The organism is Flavobacterium sp. N502536 (assembly GCF_025947345.1).
Classification (GTDB): Bacteria; Bacteroidota; Bacteroidia; order Flavobacteriales; family Flavobacteriaceae; genus Flavobacterium.
Genome location: NZ_CP110011.1, coordinates 4,504,014 through 4,522,526, shown reverse-complemented (window position 1 = coordinate 4,522,526; position 18,513 = coordinate 4,504,014). Strand labels below are relative to the sequence as shown.

The window sequence follows — 18,513 nt, the reverse complement described above, 5'->3', positions numbered from 1 at the left end:
TGCAAAGTAATCGAACAGAAAAATCTACAATCTACAATCTAAAATCTAAAAGCTACAATCTATTTCTGCATTTCTTTAATGGTGTTTACAAAAGCTTCGACAGGCTGAGCTCCGGAAACGGCATATTTTCGATCAAAAACAAAAAACGGAACTCCTTGTACACCAATCTGATTGGCTTCGTGTATGTCGGAATGAACGTCGTTTAAGTAAAGCTTTTCATCTTCTACGACTTCTTGCACCTCTTTTGCATTTAAACCAGCCTGAGTACCTAATTCGATAAGGGTTTGGGAATCGTTTAGATCTTTTCCTTCGGTAAAATAAGCTCTGAAGAAAATTTCCTCCATTTGATCGCCAAGACCTTTCGTTTTAGCCAAATGAATGATACGGTGTGCTGTTAGTGAATTTGAAATGATCGCTTTATCAAAATGATAGTCCAAACCTACGCTTTTTGCGCGTTCTGTCACATCTTTGTGCATTTCGATGGATTGCTCAACGGAAAAACCTTTTCGTTCCGCCAGAAACCTATAAACATCTTTACCTGATTGCGGTGTGATCGTTGGGTCGAGCTGAAAGCTTTTCCATTCAATTTCAAATTCATCATTTGGAAATTCAGCTAAAGCTGTTTCCAGTTGTCTTTTTCCGATATAACAAAACGGACACATGATGTCCGACCAAATTTCTATTTTCATTTTGCAAAGTTAAAGAAAAAAAAGTTTCAGGTTTGACATAATCGATATAGACCCGACAGGTTTTTAAAACCTGTCGGGTCTAAATGTTCAATAAAATAAATCCCAAATTCCAATGATCAATAATTGGAATTTGGGATTTTTATTTATTGGAATTTTATTCTTTTTTAGAAAGAACTCGTATTTCAATCTGAAACCTGAAACCTGAAACTTGAAACCCGAAAACTTGAAACTTGAAACTTGAAACAAAAAATCACCAAAAATAAAAAACCGCAAATCTTAAAAAAAGAATTGCGGTTTCTAGGTATAAAAAATGGTTGGTTAATAGCGATGTTATTTTTTTTTACAATGATATGTCTTTAATTTCAAACTAAAAAAAATCTCTGTAACAAAAAGAAGTTTTGATGTTAACTATTTAACATTACAGGCATTACCAGCATTGTTACAGTTTCTCCTTCCTCTAAACCGTCAACCGGCGTAAGAATTCCAGCTCTGTTAGGCAATGACATCTCCAGCATAATCATATCCGATTGCAGGTTCGTCAGCATTTCAGTTAAGAAACGAGAGTTGAAACCAATTTGAAGATCATCTCCTTGATAATCACAAGTTAATCTTTCTTCAGCTTTGTTAGAGTAATCGATATCTTCTGCAGAAACATTTAATTCAGCTCCGGCAATTTTCAAACGAATTTGGTGTGTAGTTTTGTTAGAGAAAATGGCCACACGCTTAACTGAACTTAAAAATAAAGAACGGTCAATCATTAATTTGTTTGGATTTTCCTTTGGAATTACCGCTTCGTAATTAGGGTATTTTCCATCGATCAAACGACACGTTAAAATATAATTGTCAAATGAGAAAGTCGCATTTGAATCGTTGTATTCAATTTTTACTTCGGCATCAGAAGTTCCTAAAATACTTTTTAAAATATTCAAAGGTTTCTTAGGCATAATAAAATCAGCTACCTGAGACGCTTTTACGTCTGTACGGGCATATTTTACTAATTTATGTGCATCTGTTGCTACAAAAGTTAATCCTTCAGGTGAGAATTGGAAGAAAACTCCGGACATTACCGGACGTAAATCGTCATTTCCGGCAGCAAAAATAGTTTTACTTACAGCAGTTGCTAAAACATCAGCAGGAACAAGTGTTACAGACGGTTCTTCAAGACTTACCGATTTTGGAAATTCTTCACCGGCAGCGTATGCTAAAGCATATTTTCCAGAGTTAGAACTAATTTCAACGGTATTGTTTTCTTCAACCGTAAAAGTTAAAGGTTGTTCCGGAAACGTTTTTAAAATTTCAAGCAAAAGTTTAGCTGGCACAGCAACACTTCCTTTGCTTGTAGAATCGATTGATAATGTAGCAGACATCGTAGTCTCAAGATCCGAAGCCGAAACTGTCAGCTCGCTGTTGTCTAGTTCAAATAAAAAGTTGTCTAAAATAGGCAACGTATTGTTGCTGTTAATTACACTACCTAAAACTTGTAATTGTTTTAATAAGTACGAACTCGATACTATAAATTTCATCTCTATTATTTTATTTTTTTGCTCTTTTCTTTAGTTTTTCTTCAACTAAGATAGGTTTTACAAATATATCGTAAACAATCTTAATTTAAGCAATTTTTTTATTAACATCTACTTGCTGTACTTTCTTCTTCGCATATAGGTAAATACCAATCCAAAAATCAACAAAATTAGAATTGGAAGTCCGATAGTTATGAACTGTGTGAGTGTATAATTTTCATAAACTTTCTCTTTGTCCAATAGGGGCAGGCTGACATCTTTACTTCTAATGTTAATAAGTCCGGTATCATCCAGCAAATAATTGATGCAATTCATCATGAAATCTTTGTTGTCGTATAGGTTTCCGGTACGCTGATCATAGCCCAGTTCTACAGGCATCATGTTTTTGTCCAACTGATTTCTGGCCAAATCACCATCGGCTATTACAATCATTTTGTTTGGTTTTCCCTTTGCCAAGAATGAATTTTCTTTGAAAGGTAAAACGCGATTTTCAAAAGCGGAATGGAAGGATCCTTCCAGTAAAACGGAAAGTGGAATGTTTCCTTTGTTTGCATATTCCTGAGGAGAAGCTTTTTCGGTTACACTGTTTAGATTGATTGGAGCAGGAGTTCCAATTGCTTTTGAATAAGGAGAAGATTGCAGTAGAACTGTTTTTTTGATTCCGTTTTTTAAGGTGTCAATCGGACTCGCAAAATCAAATCGGATTCCGCCTAAGTTTTTTACAATCGGGTGCTCGCTGGTTGGGTACACCTGCGGGGCATATTTCCAAATAAAGTCTTGATATTGTGTAGCACTTCCTTGTTCGCCGGTAGCCAGTTTAATAGGGCTTCCTTGTTCGTCTTTGATCAAATCAGGATTGATTCTGAAGCCGTATTTAAAAAACATATCGTTCAGATTCAGGTCTCTCGGGTACGCCAGAGTTGCTCCAGCCTGGTTGTAAAGACTGTCCATGTCGGCAGCCACCTGATCGATTAACCATAAGGTTTTACCTCCGTTCATGATAAACTGATCCAAAACCTGTTTTTCCTCGTCAGAGAAAGTTTCTGTTGGTTTTGAAATAATGGCTAAGTCGTATTTTTTAAGTGCGGCTAAAGTTTCAGTCGGACTTTTGGCTACAGAGTCTAAGGTAAAGGGACCGATATAATAACTTTCGCGAATTTGCTGTAGCATTTTGGCAATGTGAATCTCGTTCAATTCTCCATTTCCTTTTATAATAGCAACCTTCTTTTGTCTGTCTTTACTAATTTTATTGATCGCATCTGCAATCGAATATTCTAAATGCTGAATCGATCCGATTACTTTTTGGGTAGTTGAAGCTCCCATGATATTTTTTAACAGCGGAATATTAACTTCCTTATTGTTGTAAACGGCAACAGCCCACGGGAAAACCATAGCCTGAGATTGTTTTCCTTTGTCGTCGACAGTAATGTTTATGGGTGTAAGACCTTTTTGATAAAGCGATTTTATGACATCCATGCTCTCGTCTTCGTTTTCTAGAGGATTTACGAATTCAAAAACAATATTGTGATTATAGGCCTGAAATTCCTCCAGCAGCTGACGTGTTTCCTGTTGAAGACGTCTAAAATCTGCCGGCAGTTCACCCTGCATATAAATCTTGATCGATAATGGATTTTTAACTTGTTTTACGATCTGTAAAGAAGTTTCGGATAAGGTGTATCGTTTGTCTTTGGTTAAATCGAATCGGTGGAAAAATAAACTTCCCAATACATTTAAAACGATTAAAACAAAAACAGTAATCCCTAATGTTTTAATATTTTGTTGAGTAGATGACTTCATTACGCTTTAAAAGATTTTAATTGATAAACAGTAAATGACAGAAACAATACAGTGATGCTTAAAAAATAAACCACATCACGGGTATCGATTACGCCCCGACTCATACTTTTAAAATGATCCTGCATGCCAAGTGTCGAAACAATAGCAGAAGATCCCGGAATCAACGAAGCCAGACCTTCAAAACCAAAATAAAGAATAAAACATAGAAAAACCGAAAGAATAAAAGCAACGATCTGATTCTCGGACAGGGTAGAGGTAAAGATCCCGATTGCAGAATAAGCAGCAATCAGAAACAATAATCCGAAGTAAGAACCAATAGTGCTTCCCATGTCGATATTTCCTTCAGGAGATCCTAAGTTCGAAATTACTTTTACGTAAATAAGTGTTGGGATAATGGCTAAAACAATTAACAGGAATGAGCCCAGGAATTTTCCGTTTACGATTTCCCAAATCGATAAGGGTTTCGTCAATAACAGTTCAAGGGTTCCTTGTTTTTTTTCATCAGAAAAGCTTCTCATGGTAACCGCCGGAATCAGGAAAATTAAAATCCACGGAGCTAAGGTGAAAAACGGAGTTAAATCGGCATAACCGGTGTTTAATATATTGTAATCTCCTTCAAATACCCATAAGAATAATCCATTGCTGATTAAGAAAATGGCAATGACCAGATAGCCAATAGGAGAACCAAAAAAGGATTTTATTTCTCTTAAAATGATTGATTTCATGTATAAGGTTTATTCGTTTATTTGTTTAATCGTGTAATTGTTTTTTTTTTGTTTCAGGTTTCAAGTTTCAAGTTTCAGGTTGCTTTCCTTTGCGAACTTTGCGTTTTATCAAACCTTTTAAATATGATCTTTGCGTTCTTTGCGTTAAAGGGTTCCAATTTTCAAATCCAGTATATAACCTGAAACCTGAAACCTGAAACTTCAAACCTGAAACTAATTTAAACTCACCAGCTTATCCACGCTCCACGCTTCAGGTTTGGCATTAAAAAGTTTTTTGGTAAAGTCCCAAACCGTATTAAAAAGTTCAGATTGTCTGTAATTTTCCAAATCCTCTTCGGTTTCCCAGTAACTATAGGTAAAAAAAATGCATTTGTCATTTTTATCCTGATACAGCTCTAAGAACCGATTTCCATCTGCTTTTCGTATTTTGTCTTTCACACTTTCGAAATTCTCCAGAAAATCAGGAATTTTTTCTTCGTGAAAACTCATTTTTACTATTCGAACAAACATAGTTGTAATTTTTGATTGCTGTTTTTAGATTTTAGATTGAAAATCTGTTACAGGTGCGCAAAAATACCAAAATTGATTGTTCTTTTGATGAAAAAAAATAAATTCCAATAATGAAAATCCAAACTCCAGTTTTTCAGTGTTTTAAATCTAAAACAGAATGTCAAAAACGATTACAAAAATTTAATCGTAATCACATCTCTGTAATTCAATCCTAACAAACTTTTGGCAGAGCCCACCTTGGAAGGATTGCTTCTGAAAATGGCAATTTCAAGAAAGCCGGCTTCGTTAAAAATCGCTAGCTTTTCGCCTTCATAAGTTTTTATCGGATACTTTTCCGAACTCGCAATTGCAGAATAATTGGGTAAAATAGTCTTGATGCTTTTGGGCTTCATTACAATTTCATAGGATCGGCCTTTTGCAACTTCTGTAAATTGTCTTTTAGAAATATTGGTGACCACATTTCCAAAATGATCGATATAGATTACATATCCTTTTATAGAGTTGTTGTCACTGGCCACTACAGGCTGTAGCTCTGTGATTTGCTTGATTTCTTTAATTTCTTTACCAATAACATTAAGTAAACCTCCTTTGGAAATGTGGCAGGCTACTTTTATAAAAATATCCAAATCACTAAATTCACTTGGGAATCGGTCGTGGATGTTGACAGCAACAATTTTTTGCGGAACAATCTTTTGCGTAAGCATGCTCAAAATACCATTATCGGCACAAATAAAGTAGTGATCGTTCCATTGCATGGCAATATGCTGGTTTTCTTTATTGCGTTCGATATCCACTCCAATCAGGTGAACAGTTCCTTTGGGAAAGCTTAAATAGGCTGCGCCGATAACGTAACTTGCTTCGGCTGTGTTAAATGGGTCAATGTCATGCGAAATGTCAACAAGTGTAACCTCTGGATACTCAGATAGTATTTTACCCTTTAGCGAACCAACAAAGTGGTCCTTTAAGCCGTAATCGGTAGTGAGGGTAATTATTGACATAATTTTGTTTATAACTATTGGTAGTATTTAAATCTAATTTTCATTAAATTTGAGAAATGCAAAGCTAGTAATAGTAATTGCAAAAACGAAAAAATGAAATGATAAATTGCAATTATTAGTCTGAGTTTTCAGTCTCAGTCACCTTAACTGAAAACTACTGCTAAAGCTGCGACTAAAAAAGACCCGACAACTACTGATTTATAAAAACTGATTTATTTTTAATTAAAAACTATCTCATTTGAACGAAAGAATTATCGAGCTCATAGACATCGCTCCAAAAGACTTTTGGGGCGCTCAAGACACTCATCTTGAAATCATTAAAAAGTATTACCCAAAGCTTAAAATAGTAGCGAGAGGTACCACTTTGAAAGCGTTTGGCGAAAAAGAAGTTTTGGATGAATTCGAAAAAAGGTTTCAGAGGCTTATGCTTCATTTTACCCGATACAACAACATTGACGATAATGTAATTGAACGTGTAATCATGAGTGATGGTCAGGATGAAAAAAAAGCATACGATCATGACAAAATACTAGTTCATGGTGTTGGCGGTAAAATTATTAAAGCCATGACGCCTAACCAGCAGTTACTGGTAGATACCATCAAAAAAAATGATATGGTATTTGCTGTAGGACCTGCCGGAACCGGAAAGACGTATACGGGTGTTGCAATGGCGGTAAAAGCACTTAAAGAGAAAGAAGTAAAAAGGATCATATTGACGCGACCAGCGGTAGAAGCAGGAGAAAATCTGGGTTTTTTACCTGGCGATATGAAAGAAAAACTGGATCCTTATATGCAGCCTCTTTACGATGCTTTACGAGATATGCTTCCCAATGAAAAGCTCGAAGATTACATTTTAAAAGGAATTATTCAGATTGCGCCTTTAGCTTTTATGCGCGGACGTACACTTGATAATGCCTTTGTAATTCTGGATGAGGCACAAAACACCACGCATTCGCAAATGAAAATGTTTTTGACCCGTATGGGAAAAAACGCCAAATTTATGATAACAGGTGATCCGGACAGGTCGATTTGCCACGCAGGACTATTTCAGGTTTGAAAGAAGCTATTCTGGTTTTAAAAGACGTTGACGGAATTGGAATTATTTATCTCGACGATAAAGATATTGTACGTCACAGATTAGTCAAAAAGGTAATTGACGCTTACAAACAAATAGAAAATCACGATTAATTTTTTTATAAAATGTCAAATGTAAATCGTAAAATGTGTTTTGACATTTATTAATATTCGTTTTATACCTATCTTTGAGTAGAGAGGCGTAAAACGAATATTTTTTTGTTAGAAGTTTAAAAAAGTAGAATTAATGAAATCTAGAATTATCCCTATTTTAGTTCTCGTTAGTTTGATTTCATGCAAGAAATCAGAAAGCTTGCCAAATAAATTTGTTGGGACCTGGTATGATACTGAATATATAATTCCGAACAAATCAATCTTGAAGATAAACAAAGACAGTACTTTTAAATATCAAAGTGCAGGTTGTGATTGGAGAGTAATTTCTAAAGGGAATTGGAAAATAGTTGGAGATTCGATAGAACTAAATAGTACAAGTAGTGATACTTGTTACAAGATGTTTCCATTTGTAGAATGCATTCCTTTTGGTAAATTTGATAGAAAAGACATTTTGACAATACCCAACTGTGAACCTGCGAATAATGAATCATTCGCAATTTTCGCCAAAGAAAAATTTTACATCAAAAATGATTCTTTAGTGTATAAGTTAAAGCCAAGTTCCAGTTGTCCGGACACTTTGAAAATTATTTTTGCAAAAACTGAAAAAATCAGAAGATGAAACAACTGGATGATTTCTACCTAAAACAAGAAGAACCTATAAAAGGGATCTTTCTTGCTGTAAAAGAAATTATTCTCAAACAAGACCCTGATATTACCAACGTTTTAAAATACGGAATGCCTTTTTTTTGTTACAAAGGAAAAATGTTTTGTTATTTATGGACGCACAAAAAATACAAACAGCCTTATATCGGAATTGTAGAAGGAAAACATTTTGAGGAACCGTTTTTACTTCAGGAAGCCCGATCCAGAATGAAAATTATGCTGCTCGATGCTGAGGAAGATTTGCCCATAGAAAGGATTGAAAGGATTCTGCAACAAGCTTTAAATTTATATAAAAGCGGAATTGTTAAAGTTTAAATGTTTAAAATGCAGTATTTAACGAAATAGTTAAATATATAATAAACTTGTCGTATTTGGCGCTTTCAGAGCCTGAAATCTTTGCTCTTCTGCATACAAAGCAGTATTTTTGCAATGGATAAATACCTGAATTTTAATATGACAAAGCTTAAAAATATAAAAGTTGTAGTAAGTGACTTAGACGGAACTTTACTCAACCCTCAACACCGAATATCAGATTACACCAAATCAATTTTTCAGGAACTACACCATCAAAATTATCTTATCGTAGTAGCTACAGGTCGTCATCATCTTGATGCGATGGCTATTGTTGCAACGCTTGAAGTTCCGGTTTATCTCGTAAGCTCAAATGGAGCAAGGATTCATTCTCCTGAAAAAGAAGAACTTTTTGCGTTCGATTTAAAAAGCGACGTGGTAAAGGCAGCTTTAAATGTGGATATTGACCCGGAAATTACAGTAGTTTTGTTCAAAGAAAATGTTTGGCAAACCAATAGGGTAAATGAAAGACTAAATGCTTTTCAAGCCGAATTAAAATACCGTCCGGAATTAGTAGATTATAAGACGCTGGAAGATTTTGGAGCCATTAAAATATTCTTTTCTCATGAGAATCACGAAAAATTAGTAGCCTTAAAAGATGCTATTTTGGCCAATTCATCCAGTGATTTGCACCATGCTTTTAGTTTACCAACCTGTTTGGAATTCATGGATAAATCGGTTGATAAAGCCGTTGCGATCCAGCGTGTTTTAGAAAAAGAAGGATTTTCTCTGGAAGAAGCAGTTTCGTTTGGTGATGGCTTTAATGATGTACAAATGTTAGCGTCAACCGGAAAAGGTTTAATTATGGGAAATGCCCCGGCTTTGTTAAAAGAAACGTTACCGGAACTGGAAGTAATTAAAACCAATGCCGAAGATGGAGTTGCCAGCTATATCGCTTCAAAGATTCTGAATAAAGAATTGGCTGTGAATTAATTTTTTTAGTCCTTAATTTTAAGCATTTTTACGACTTAGCAATTCATTAAAACAGATAGCGTACAGACGGTTTACGTCTTATAGGCCGTTAGAGTATCATAAATTTTACGAATCCCCGAAGATCACTTTGGGGATTTTTTTTGTTAATGATAAGTGATTGAGCGTGTGAAGTTGTAAAAACATTTTTTTAATAATTTTCAAAGTGTATTTTTGTTTGATCAAAAAACTATACCATGACAAAAAACATTTTTATGCTTGCCTTTTTTACGCTTGCGATTTCGGGCAATAGCCAAACCCTGAAATTGGAAGAAATAATGAAAGGCGAATCTTTTATCGGAAATCAACCTACTTACGGACGCTGGTCTTTAGATGGGAAAAAAGTATATTTTGAGTGGAATCCAACCAATGATTTGGGTGCAAATACGTATTCCTGGCAAAAAGGAGCAGTAAAGCCTGTTTTGGTGGAACCCAAAGAAGCTGCTTTCTCAAAGTTAGATTTTAAAAGAAAACCAACTTCAGATGTAGTGTATTACAGCGATAAAGGAGGTTTGTATTCGTATTCAATCAGTACCAAAACGGTTAAAAAAATTATTCAGCAAAGTACTCCGATCTCAAATGTAGAACTTGGTGCGGCAGCAGAAACGGTATTTTTCGAGCAGAACGATAATATTTTTAAGTACAATGCAAAAGAAGGGACTGTTTTACAAATAACGAACTTTATTAAAGGAACAAAAAAGAAAAAGCTCCTGATAAAGATTCTTTTTTAAAGACCCAACAAAAAGAACTCTTTCAGTTTATCAGAGATGCAGCGGCTAAGAAACAATGGAATCTTGCGAAAAACAAAGCGGTTAAATCTGATTTTGCAAAAGAATATTTTTATGGAAAAGATAACTTTTACAATTTAAAAGCCAATCCAAACGGAAATTTTGCCACTTTTAGCCTGGCCGAGGAAGCGGACACTAAAAAAGAAAAAATGGAAGTTTTTATAACGGATGACGGTTATAATCAAACTCCGAATACAAAGGACAAGGTTTCGACGGCAAATTTGGTAAAAACGAAATTCGGAATTTACTCTGTTGCAAAAGACAGTGTTTACTTTGTTAATTTCTCAACTTTGAGCCATATTCAGGATCATCCGAAGTACTATGAATCTTACGACAATTTAAAAAATAAAGCTAAGGAAGACCGTTTAATTACAGCACAGGCTCCTGTGTATAATGAAAATGGCTCTTTGGCAATTGTTGAACTTAGAAGTCAGGATAACAAAGACAGATGGCTGGTAAGTTTGAATCCGGAGAACGGATCGTTTAAAGAAATTGAGCATCAGCATGACGATGCCTGGATTGCCGGTCCCGGAATCCCATCTTATTCATTCGATTCGGGAGTTCTAGGCTTTTTAGCAGATAATGAAACCATTTATTTCCAGTCAGAGGCTACAGGTTATTCACATTTGTATACGTACAACCTAAAAACGGGAAAGAAGACGCAATTAACCAGTGGAAATTGGGAAGTTCGTGATGTGACCCTGTCCAATGATAAAAAGACATTTTATGTAACAACCAACACTACACATCCGGGAAACAGAAATTTTTATAAATTACCTGCTGCCGGTGGTACTTTGGAGCCTATTTTAACCAAAGACGGTGCTCATGAAGTGGTGGTTTCTCCTGATGAAAAATCACTTTTAGTACGTTATTCGTATAAAAATATTCCTTGGGACTTTTATATCGCTGACAATAAAAAGAATACTAGTTTACAACAAATTTCATCTTCTGTTTCTGAAAGTTTCAAAGAATACAAATGGAGAGAACCGGAGGTAATTACTTTCAAAGCACAGGACGGAACTCCTGTAAACGCGAGATTGTATACACCAAAAACGGAAAATGCCAACAAAGCGGCCATCATTTTTGTTCACGGTGCGGGTTACCTGCAAAATGCACACAATTATTGGAGCAACTATTACAGAGAGTATATGTTTCATAATTTACTAACTGATTTAGGTTACACGGTTCTGGATATAGATTACAGAGGAAGTGATGGTTACGGACGCGATTTCAGAACCGGAATTTACCGTTTTATGGGAGGAAAAGATTTGTCAGATCATCTAGATGGTAAAAAATACTTAGTTGAAAAATACGGAATCGATGCCAACAGAGTGGGTATTTATGGTGGATCATACGGTGGCTTTATTACTTTAATGGGAATGTTAACCACTCCTGGTGAATTTGCTTCGGGTGCAGCCTTACGTTCTGTTACGGATTGGGCGCATTACAATCACGGATATACCGGAAACATTCTGAACTTCCCTGAAACAGATCCGGAAGCCTACAAAAAAAGCTCTCCAATTTATTTTGCGGATAATTTAAAAGGAAATCTGGTAATGTTACACGGAATGGTAGACGATAATGTAGAATATAAAGACATTGTTCGTTTGTCACAGCGTTTTATCGAACTTCAAAAGAAGAACTGGAGTCTGGCTTCATTTCCTGTTGAAGCACACGGATTTAAAGAAACCTATTCCTGGATTGACGAATACAGCAGAATCCTGAATTTGTTTAATTCGACATTATTGAAAAAGTAGTGTTCAGTTTTCAGTCGCAGTCACAGTCGCAGTTTGTAAACTGCAAACTGAGACTGCGACTGTATACTGCGACTGCGGCTATACGTAGAAAAACGAATAATTAGAAATAGACATTTAAAGTTTTGGATAAACTGATTTACAAAGTAGAAAATAGCGATTATACGGCATTAATGCGTGTTTGGGAATCTTCTGTGAAGGCTACACACGATTTTTTAACGAACGAAGATTTTGAATTTTATAAAAAGTTGATTCCGGGCTTCTTTGAGCACGTAACATTGCATGGCGTAAAAAATGAGGCAGGGGAGATTATTGCTTTTATGGGAACAAATGACGAAAATCTGGAAATGTTATTTGTTTCGGCAAATGAGATTGGAAAAGGTATTGGAAAAGAACTTTTACTGCATGCTATTCAAAATTTAAACGTGACAAAAGTTGATGTTAATAAAGATAATATACAAGCTTTGGAATTCTATCAGCATTTTGGTTTTGAAGTAAAATCTGTTTCTGATGTAGACGGTTGCGGAAAACCATATCCGATTTTACATATGGAATTAACAAATGCATAAGATAATAACAATCGCAATTTGCAAACGGTAAACTGCAACTGTGACCGTGACTAAAAAAAAGAATCTGAATAGGTTCTTTTTTTCTTTTAATTAGTTTTAAATTTGCATTCATAAAAAACAACACAACACTAGAATAATGAGTAATACAATCACAACTACAAACTTCAGTTTCCCAAATCAGAAATCGGTTTACCGCGGAAAAGTAAGAGAGGTTTACAATATCAATGACGATCTTTTAGTAATGGTAGCAACCGACAGACTTTCGGCTTTTGATGTGGTTTTGCCAAAGGGAATTCCGTACAAAGGACAAATCCTGAATCAGATTGCAACAAAATTTATGGAGTTAACACAGGATATTGTACCAAACTGGTTGATCGCAACTCCGGATCCTAATGTAGCTGTGGGACATTTATGTGAACCTTTTAAAGTAGAAATGGTGATTCGTGGATATGTTTCAGGACACGCTGCTCGTGAATATGCTGCCGGAAAAAGACAAATCTGCGGCGTTACAATGGCAGAAGGTTTAAAGGAGAACGATAAATTTCCGGAACCTATTATTACACCAACTACAAAAGCAGATAATGGCTCTCACGACGAAGATATTTCGCGTGAAGATATTTTATCAAAAGGAATTGTTTCTGAAGAAGATTACCTTGTTTTAGAAAAATACACCCGTGCTTTGTTTCAAAGAGGAACTGAAATAGCAGCAAGCCGTGGCTTAATTTTGGTAGATACTAAATATGAGTTTGGAAAAACAAAAGAAGGGGTTATTGTTTTAATTGATGAAATCCATACACCTGATTCTTCTCGTTATTTCTATGCTGATGGATATCAGGAAAGACAGGAAAAAGGAGAGGAGCAAAAACAATTGTCAAAAGAGTTTGTGCGTCGCTGGTTGATCGAAAATGGATTTCAAGGTCAGGAAGGACAACAAATTCCGGATATGACAGACGAATATATCCAATCCGTTTCAGAGCGATACATCGAATTGTACGAGAATATTTTAGGAGAAAAGTTTGTAAAAGCTGATATCGATAATATTGACCAACGTATCGATAAAAATGTATTAGAGTATCTTTCAGGAAAATAATAATTTTTATACTTACCTTATAGTAAACCCGACAGGTTTTTAAAACCTGTCGGGTTTGTCATATAAAAAGGATTCGATAAATTTTATTTTTAGATTTAGGTTATTCAATTTTCTAAACCTTTCAGGTAAATAATAATTTTTATACCTACCTTATTATTAAACCCGACAGTTTTTTAAAACCTGTCGGGTTTGTTATATAAAAAGGATTCGATAGATTTTATTCTTCCATTTTGGTTTTTAAGTTTTCCAAACCTTTTTGCAGGTCGTTACCAATCATTTGGTCCATTTTCATCATAGGCAGCATAATATTCATTGGGTAAGGAATAACGCCACTGATGCCCCATTTTACTTTGGTTTGATTTCCCGGTGCGGTTTCTGTCGACATAAAACCTATCGCAGTATCATCCATTGGTTTTTTGAAACGCAGGGCAAAGTCAATGCGTTTGCCTTCTGTAATCTTGGTAATTTCCTGTTCGCCTTCACCAACTTCTTTTACCTGACTTTCCCAAGCCGAGATTGAACCAACGCTACCATCAGTTCCTTTATAAGTCGATTTCATTTTGGGATCGAGGTTGGCCCAAACGCTAAATTCATTTTGATTTTTAAGAGATCTCACATAATTAAAAACACTGTCAACAGGTTTGTTGATGGTAATCTCTCTTTCTATAGCATAATTTTTAGGCATAAAATAAGCTGCAATCAAAACGACAGCAACAATAAGAATTAAAAGGATCAGAATTTTTTTTAGGATTTTCATAGTTCTTGGTTTTAGGTTGTTATTTTTTTTTGCTCACCTGGTTAAAGTGTAACTCCTTTATTGATAACGTTTTTTGTACTGTAAAGTTATTAAAGTTACGCCTCGTTTTTGTCACGACGAAAAAAAATAATAAGATTTTATACATTTTTTTATTGTAAAGTGTAACATATCCACTTTTCAAGCGTCTATTAAGAAAGCTAACAATTAACATTCAAATTACTTTAAAAGGCTTTTATTAATTGAATGTTAAGAATTAGTTAAAACATGGTACTTTGTTATACATAATACGAAAAATAGAATTACATTTACATAGAATTTAAAAATCATCAATCAATCAGTTAACAATCAATCATTATGAAAAATTCAATCATTTATTTAGGAGTTGCTTTAGTAGCATTTGCAAATGTCTCAATGGCATCAAATCAAACATCAGTTGTGAAACCACAATTGGAAATTGTAAATAGTTTTTCAACACCGCTAAATGTCGCAGTTAGTAAAGGAGATTTAGATTTCGTTAAAAAATTATTAGAATATGGAGCTGACGTAAACGAGATGTCAGAAGGTTTATCGCCTTTAATGATCGCCGCACGTTATAACAAAGTGGATATTTTGAAAGTGTTATTAGCAAAAGGAGCTGATGCTTCTGCTAGAAATGAAAAAGGTTTTACCGCTTTAAAATATGCACAATTATCAAATGCTGCAGAAGCTATAGCCATTTTAAAAGATTTAAAATAAAAGTTTAAATCGAGTTTTTGAGTTAGTATATGAAACGACCTTCCTTGAGCAGAAGGTCGTTTTTCATTTTATATAGCGCTGTCTTTTTTGGATTATTATTTCACAAAGCCGCACAAAACACATACAGAGAATCATAAAGATTTAAAATGATCTTAAAGAAAGCAGGAGCATTTCTTTTCCTGAAATGATATAAAAAAAGCACCATTATTTTTAATGGTGCTTTTTCGTTAAAACGGAATCAAATTAATTTAACCAATTAATATTTTAAAACTCTTTATTCAATTGGAACGTGTTTTTTGCGGTTGAATACCCAGAAGATGATTGGGAAAACCAAAAGAGTCAGAATCGTTGCCGTAATTAAACCTCCAATGATAACAATTGCTAATGGTTTTTGTGATTCAGAACCAATTCCCGTAGAAATAGCGGCCGGCATTAAACCTATCGAAGCCATCAGGGCAGTCATAACCACAGCTCTAGTTCGGGCTTTTACTCCCATAAAAATGGATTCTTCGAGTGAGAACTTTGCCTTTAGATTGTGATGAAACTCGGAGATCAGAATTACCCCGTTTTGAATACATATTCCAAGTAATGCAATGAAACCAACACCTGCTGAGATTCCAAAATTCATTCGGGTAAGATGCAGTGCAATAATTCCACCAATAATGGCAAAAGGTACATTCGCTAAAACCAGCAGAGAATCTTTAATATTTCCGAACAGTATAAACAACAGTACAAAAATTCCTATCAAACTAATCGGTACAACCTGAGCCAATCGGGCACTCGCACGAACCTGGTTTTCAAATTCCCCGGTCCAGCCAACGGTATAGCCTGTTGGGAGTTTCATTTTGGCCACTTTTGCCTGTGCTTCCGCAATGGTACTTCCTAAATCACGATCACGAACAGAGAACTTGACTCCAATAAAACGTTTGGTATTGTCTCTGTAGATAAAAGCGGGACCCGTTATGGTTTTTAAATCGGATATTTCTTTTAACGGAATTTTAATTCCGCTAATGGTTGGAACTTTAAGTTCGGCAATATCATTTTCATCTTTACGATATTCTTTTGAAAAACGGACTCTGACATCAAATTTTTTGTCATCTTCATATTTTTGAGTAGCTGTTTTTCCTCCAAAAGCCAATTCTAAAACAGCTTGTGCATCACTTAAGGTTACACCATAAGCCGCCATTTTATCTCTGTCGAGAACAACACTAATCTCAGGCTGCCCAACATTTCTTAGTATTCCGGCATCTTTTATACCCGGGATGTTTTTTATTTGAGCCAAAACTTCATTAGAAAGTTCGTCCAGTTTATCGAGATCATCTCCGTAAATTTTTACGGCGTTTGAAGCTTTAAAACCCGCAACAGATTCGGCTACGTTATCAATTACAGGCTGCGAATAATTATAGGTAATTCCCTGATGAACTCTCAGTTTTTCGTCCATTTCGTTAATTAATTCATCCATTGTAATTTTTCGTTTCCATTCCGATTTTGGTTTCAAATCTACCTGAAGCTGTATAAAACCAAAACCATTGGGATCTGTTCCATCGTTACTTCTTCCGGTTTGCGATAAAACATTTTTAACTTCCGGAAAGCTCTCCAAATCTTTTCGGATGATAGCGGCTGTTTTGACACTTTCAGGCAGGGAAGTACTCATAGGTAATTCGGCCGTTACCCATAAAGCGCCTTCATTTAACTGCGGTAAAAATTCGGTTCCTAAAAATGTAGCCGAGAAGAAAACCGTTACTAAAAGGGCTATAGAACCAATAAGTGCTTTTACTTTATGCTTAAAAGTCCAGGCAAAACTTTTGCCTACAATGCGATCCCAGAAATTGACAAACGGGTTGTTTTTTTCCTTTACATTTTTGTTTAATAAAATATGTGATAAAACCGGTACCAGCGTCAGTGTAAAAAGTAAGGCTCCCATTAAAGCAAAACCAAGGGTGTAGGCCAGAGGTGAGAACATTTTTCCTTCTACTTTCTGAAAAGAGAATATCGGCAGTAAGGCTGTAATGATAATTAACTTAGAAAAGAATATGGCTTTACCCATTTCTGCTCCCGTTTTTTTAATCAAACTTCCTTTTGCAATTTTATTGTAGGCGGTCATTCCTAATTGATGGGCTCGATGGTCTAATACGACAAATAATCCTTCGACCATTACAACTGCACCGTCAATGATAATCCCAAAATCGACCGCCCTAAACTCAGTAAGTTGGCACTCATTCCCATCATTTTAAGGCACAGGAAGGCGAATAATAAGGATAACGGAATCACAATCGAAACCGTAAAAGTAGTCCTCCAGTCGGCCATGAAAAGAAATACTACACAAGTAACCAGTATAATTCCTTCAAATAAATTATGCATAACCGTTTCGGTCGTGAAATTCATTAAATTGTCACGATCGTAAAAGGTTACCAATTTGATGTCTTTTGGAAGAACATTATCGTTCAGATCTTGTATTTTGGCTTTGATTAAGGCTAGTGTTTCCTGTGGATTCTCGCCTTTTCGCATTACAATAATACCTTCAACAACATCATCATTTTTAGCCAGACCGGTTTGCCCGACTCTTGGCATCGCACTTTCATAAACGGTTGCTAAATTTTTGACCAGGATTGGATTTCCATTGGCATCGTCTACGATAATATTTTCGATATCCTGAATCGATTTTAAAAGTCCAACTCCACGAACAACAAAGGCCTGACCATTTTTTTCAATGATATCTCCACCAACATTCAGATTTCCTCCGTTTACAGCATTGTAAACCTGAAGCGGGGTAATGTTGTATTTGGCTAGTTTTATAGGATCAACCCCAACTTCATAAGTTTTAGTTTGTCCACCAAAAACATTCAGGTCGGCAACACCGGGAACAGAGCGTAATTGTTTGTCAATCACCCAGTTTTGGTAGGTTAGTAATTCCCTGCTGTCTCTGCTGTCGCTTTTTACAATGTATCTGAAAATTTCACCCGTTGGCCCGTAAGGAGGCTGAACATCCGGTTCTACATCATCCGGTAGCGAAACATTTTTTAATAGATTATTGACCTGAAGACGCGCAAAAGTATCATCGACACCATCGTCAAAGATAATTTTGATGACGGACAGACCAAACATGGTGATACTGCGAACACTGGTTTTCTTTTGTACCGAGTTCATAGAGATCTCGATAGGCGAGGTAACGAAACGTTCTACTTCTTCAGCACTTTTTCCATTCCACTGTGTAATGATAATAATTTGAGTATTGGTTACATCCGGAAAAGCATCGATGGGCATGTTCTTGAAAGAAATGAATCCTGCAACGGCCAATATTCCCACCCAGAAAAAGGTAAATGCCTTGTTTTTCAGGGAAAAAGCTATAATGTTTCTTATGAATTTGTTCATTTTAAAAAGTATTTTTAATGATGAATTTTTGTTTTTGA

General features: G+C 35.5%; 15 protein-coding genes and 2 pseudogenes. 9 read left to right on the top strand and 8 right to left on the bottom strand.

The features are described 5' to 3' along the window. Nucleotides 1–59: 59 nt before the first annotated feature. The 6 genes from OLM61_RS19000 to OLM61_RS18975 form a co-directional block, all read right to left on the bottom strand. Nucleotides 60–689 (bottom strand): DsbA family oxidoreductase, encoded by a 630-nt coding sequence (locus OLM61_RS19000; RefSeq protein WP_264524161.1) that lies wholly within the window; start codon nucleotides 687–689, stop codon nucleotides 60–62. Between the two features lie 404 nt (nucleotides 690–1,093). Then, the gene (gene dnaN / locus OLM61_RS18995) at nucleotides 1,094–2,212 is read right to left on the bottom strand and encodes a DNA polymerase III subunit beta (protein WP_173967501.1); all 1,119 of its coding nucleotides are present in this window, start codon (nucleotides 2,210–2,212) and stop codon (nucleotides 1,094–1,096) included. Nucleotides 2,213–2,320: 108 nt separating this feature from the next. Continuing rightward, entirely contained in the window at nucleotides 2,321–4,006 is a 1,686-nt protein-coding gene (gldG, locus tag OLM61_RS18990; RefSeq protein WP_264524160.1) for a gliding motility-associated ABC transporter substrate-binding protein GldG, read from the bottom strand. After that, entirely contained in the window at nucleotides 4,006–4,731 is a 726-nt protein-coding gene (gene gldF / locus OLM61_RS18985; RefSeq protein ID WP_264524159.1) for a gliding motility-associated ABC transporter permease subunit GldF, read from the bottom strand. Before gldF ends, gldG begins: the two co-directional genes overlap by 1 nt. 213 nt (nucleotides 4,732–4,944) lie before the next feature. Beyond that, nucleotides 4,945–5,241, bottom strand: a complete 297-nt coding sequence (locus OLM61_RS18980; protein ID WP_264524158.1) for a putative quinol monooxygenase — start codon at nucleotides 5,239–5,241, stop codon at nucleotides 4,945–4,947. A 170-nt stretch (nucleotides 5,242–5,411) separates the two neighbouring features. After that, a complete protein-coding gene (locus tag OLM61_RS18975; RefSeq protein ID WP_264524157.1) occupies nucleotides 5,412–6,239 on the bottom strand; it encodes an S-adenosyl-l-methionine hydroxide adenosyltransferase family protein in 828 nt (275 codons plus the stop codon). A gap of 238 nt (nucleotides 6,240–6,477) precedes the next feature. On the opposite strand from OLM61_RS18975, the pseudogene OLM61_RS18970 reads away from it, so the two are divergent. The 8 genes and pseudogenes from OLM61_RS18970 to OLM61_RS18935 all read left to right on the top strand — a co-directional run bounded on the left by OLM61_RS18970 (nucleotide 6,478) and on the right by OLM61_RS18935 (nucleotide 13,611). Continuing rightward, nucleotides 6,478–7,427 (top strand): annotated as a pseudogene (locus OLM61_RS18970) (PhoH family protein). A gap of 133 nt (nucleotides 7,428–7,560) precedes the next feature. After that, a complete protein-coding gene (locus tag OLM61_RS18965) occupies nucleotides 7,561–8,046 on the top strand; it encodes a hypothetical protein (protein WP_264524156.1) in 486 nt (161 codons plus the stop codon). Then, a complete protein-coding gene (locus OLM61_RS18960; RefSeq protein ID WP_264524155.1) occupies nucleotides 8,043–8,405 on the top strand; it encodes a DUF1801 domain-containing protein in 363 nt (120 codons plus the stop codon). Before OLM61_RS18965 ends, OLM61_RS18960 begins: the two co-directional genes overlap by 4 nt. Before the next feature lie 138 nt (nucleotides 8,406–8,543). Next, complete coding sequence (locus OLM61_RS18955) at nucleotides 8,544–9,374, top strand: Cof-type HAD-IIB family hydrolase (protein ID WP_264524154.1); 831 nt, start codon at nucleotides 8,544–8,546, stop codon at nucleotides 9,372–9,374. Nucleotides 9,375–9,607: 233 nt separating this feature from the next. After that, the gene (locus OLM61_RS18950; RefSeq protein WP_264524153.1) at nucleotides 9,608–10,141 is read left to right on the top strand and encodes a hypothetical protein; all 534 of its coding nucleotides are present in this window, start codon (nucleotides 9,608–9,610) and stop codon (nucleotides 10,139–10,141) included. A 206-nt stretch (nucleotides 10,142–10,347) separates the two neighbouring features. Next, nucleotides 10,348–11,955, top strand: coding sequence for a S9 family peptidase (locus OLM61_RS18945; protein WP_264524152.1), 1,608 nt, complete (start codon nucleotides 10,348–10,350; stop codon nucleotides 11,953–11,955). A gap of 122 nt (nucleotides 11,956–12,077) precedes the next feature. Beyond that, nucleotides 12,078–12,521 (top strand): GNAT family N-acetyltransferase, encoded by a 444-nt coding sequence (locus OLM61_RS18940; RefSeq protein WP_319800534.1) that lies wholly within the window; start codon nucleotides 12,078–12,080, stop codon nucleotides 12,519–12,521. 136 nt (nucleotides 12,522–12,657) lie between these two features. Then, entirely contained in the window at nucleotides 12,658–13,611 is a 954-nt protein-coding gene (locus OLM61_RS18935) for a phosphoribosylaminoimidazolesuccinocarboxamide synthase (RefSeq protein WP_264524151.1), read from the top strand. A gap of 217 nt (nucleotides 13,612–13,828) precedes the next feature. Here the strand turns inward: OLM61_RS18935 and OLM61_RS18930 are convergent, their stop codons facing one another. After that, entirely contained in the window at nucleotides 13,829–14,368 is a 540-nt protein-coding gene (locus OLM61_RS18930; RefSeq protein WP_264524150.1) for an SRPBCC family protein, read from the bottom strand. A 354-nt stretch (nucleotides 14,369–14,722) separates the two neighbouring features. On the opposite strand from OLM61_RS18930, the gene OLM61_RS18925 reads away from it, so the two are divergent. Beyond that, entirely contained in the window at nucleotides 14,723–15,103 is a 381-nt protein-coding gene (locus OLM61_RS18925) for an ankyrin repeat domain-containing protein (RefSeq protein ID WP_264524149.1), read from the top strand. A gap of 274 nt (nucleotides 15,104–15,377) precedes the next feature. Here OLM61_RS18925 and OLM61_RS18920 read toward each other — a convergent pair. After that, a pseudogene (locus tag OLM61_RS18920) lies at nucleotides 15,378–18,475 on the bottom strand (efflux RND transporter permease subunit). Between the last annotated feature and the right edge of the window lie 38 nt (nucleotides 18,476–18,513).

Excerpts from the sequence above, each read along its gene's own strand:
- OLM61_RS18925 (WP_264524149.1), top strand. The coding sequence starts at position 14,723 with ATGAAAAATTCAATCATTTATTTAGGAGTTGCTTTAGTAGCATTTGCA.
- gldF (WP_264524159.1), bottom strand. The coding sequence starts at position 4,731 with ATGAAATCAATCATTTTAAGAGAAATAAAATCCTTTTTTGGTTCTCCT.
- OLM61_RS18935 (WP_264524151.1), top strand. The coding sequence starts at position 12,658 with ATGAGTAATACAATCACAACTACAAACTTCAGTTTCCCAAATCAGAAA.
- OLM61_RS18930 (WP_264524150.1), bottom strand. The coding sequence starts at position 14,368 with ATGAAAATCCTAAAAAAAATTCTGATCCTTTTAATTCTTATTGTTGCT.
- OLM61_RS18945 (WP_264524152.1), top strand. The coding sequence starts at position 10,348 with ATGGAAGTTTTTATAACGGATGACGGTTATAATCAAACTCCGAATACA.
- OLM61_RS18960 (WP_264524155.1), top strand. The coding sequence starts at position 8,043 with ATGAAACAACTGGATGATTTCTACCTAAAACAAGAAGAACCTATAAAA.
- OLM61_RS18955 (WP_264524154.1), top strand. The coding sequence starts at position 8,544 with ATGACAAAGCTTAAAAATATAAAAGTTGTAGTAAGTGACTTAGACGGA.
- dnaN (WP_173967501.1), bottom strand. The coding sequence starts at position 2,212 with ATGAAATTTATAGTATCGAGTTCGTACTTATTAAAACAATTACAAGTT.
- OLM61_RS19000 (WP_264524161.1), bottom strand. The coding sequence starts at position 689 with ATGAAAATAGAAATTTGGTCGGACATCATGTGTCCGTTTTGTTATATC.
- gldG (WP_264524160.1), bottom strand. The coding sequence starts at position 4,006 with ATGAAGTCATCTACTCAACAAAATATTAAAACATTAGGGATTACTGTT.
- OLM61_RS18950 (WP_264524153.1), top strand. The coding sequence starts at position 9,608 with ATGACAAAAAACATTTTTATGCTTGCCTTTTTTACGCTTGCGATTTCG.
- OLM61_RS18980 (WP_264524158.1), bottom strand. The coding sequence starts at position 5,241 with ATGTTTGTTCGAATAGTAAAAATGAGTTTTCACGAAGAAAAAATTCCT.
- OLM61_RS18975 (WP_264524157.1), bottom strand. The coding sequence starts at position 6,239 with ATGTCAATAATTACCCTCACTACCGATTACGGCTTAAAGGACCACTTT.
- OLM61_RS18965 (WP_264524156.1), top strand. The coding sequence starts at position 7,561 with ATGAAATCTAGAATTATCCCTATTTTAGTTCTCGTTAGTTTGATTTCA.